General features: G+C 64.5%; 1 protein-coding gene. It reads left to right on the forward strand.

Annotation, left to right across the window (positions count from 1 at the left end; all coding sequences use genetic code 11):
- Positions 1-101: 101 nt before the first annotated feature.
- The coding region (locus tag HGQ17_RS14825) for an ISL3 family transposase (RefSeq protein WP_168888727.1) at positions 102-1,300 on the forward strand (1,199 nt) is incomplete at its 3' end.

Consider the following 1,300-nt stretch of genomic DNA (forward strand, 5'->3'; position numbering starts at 1 on the left):
TAGAGGCAGGGACGGGGAGCAGCGGCGTGGCGGTGGCTGGATAAGAGTCGAGGCCTTCCGATGATGGAGGTTCCTACGCCTTCCACTCGAAAGACCTCGACGTGCTCAAGCCTAGTTTCACCTGTCCTGACCTCAACAGTTTCTGCCTGCTCGATGCGCTCGGGCTCGTCGTTACCGGCCAGCTGATCCGTCGTGACCGGGCGATCCTGGAATGCCGAGTCGCTGAGGATGATCCGTGGTGCCGGGGCTGCGGCGGCCAAGGCGTGCCCAGAGGCACAGTGATACGGAAGTTGGCGCACCTACCACTGGGGTGGCGGCCCACCGCTCTCTGGGTCCGGGTCCGCCGGTATCGGTGTGCTGACTGTGCCAGGGTCTGGCGGCAAGATACATCCCAGGCTGCGGCCCCGCGGGCGAAGCTGAGCAGGCATGCGGTGCTGTGGGCGCTGAAATCAGTGGTCATCGACAGGATGTCTATCGCTCGGGTTGCAGCCGCCCTGGCTGCTTCGTGGCACACCGTCAACGACGCGGTGCTCACCGCCGGCCGGCAGCTGTTGATTGAGGACCCCACCCGGTTCGACGGGGTGAAAGTCATCGGGGTTGATGAGCACTGCTGGCGCCACACCGGCAAGGGGTCGCACTACGTCACGGTGGTCATCGACCTGACCCCGGTCCGCGCCGGGATCGGGCCTGCCCGGCTGCTGGACATGGTCCCGGGTCGGTCCAAGGCCGTGTTCAAGACCTGGTTGGACGCTCAGCCCCAGGGCTTCCGAGAAGGCATTGAGGTGGTGGCCATGGACGGTTTCTCCGGGTTTAAGACCGCCACCAGCGAAGAGCTCCCCGAAGCGGTAGCGGTGATGGATCCCTTCCACGTCGTTGCTTTAGCCGGGGACGCCTTGGATCAAGCCCGCCAGCGGGTTCAGCGTGAGACCACCGGGCACCGCGGGCGATCAGGTGATCCCCTCTACGGGGCACGTAGAACGTTGCGCACCGGGGCGGATCTGCTCACCGATCCTCAGGACCGCAAGCTGACCGCGGTATTCGCCGCCGATGAGCACGTGGAAGTTGAGGCGAGCTGGCGGATCTATCAGAAGATCGTCGCCGCCTACCGGTGCCCGTCGAAGCCCATGGGCAAGCAGATACTCACCGAGGTCATCCACTCCCTGCGTCGCGGGATTCCCGTGAAGCTGGTCGAGTTAAAGAAGCTGGGCCGGACTCTGAACCGACGAGCTGCTGACATCCTGGCCTACTTCGACAGGCCGGGCACATCCAACGGACCCACCGAAGCTATCTGTGAGTCTGA

Origin of the sequence: Nesterenkonia sedimenti, assembly GCF_012641515.1 — a bacterium.
GTDB lineage: Bacteria > Actinomycetota > Actinomycetes > Actinomycetales > Micrococcaceae > Nesterenkonia > Nesterenkonia sedimenti.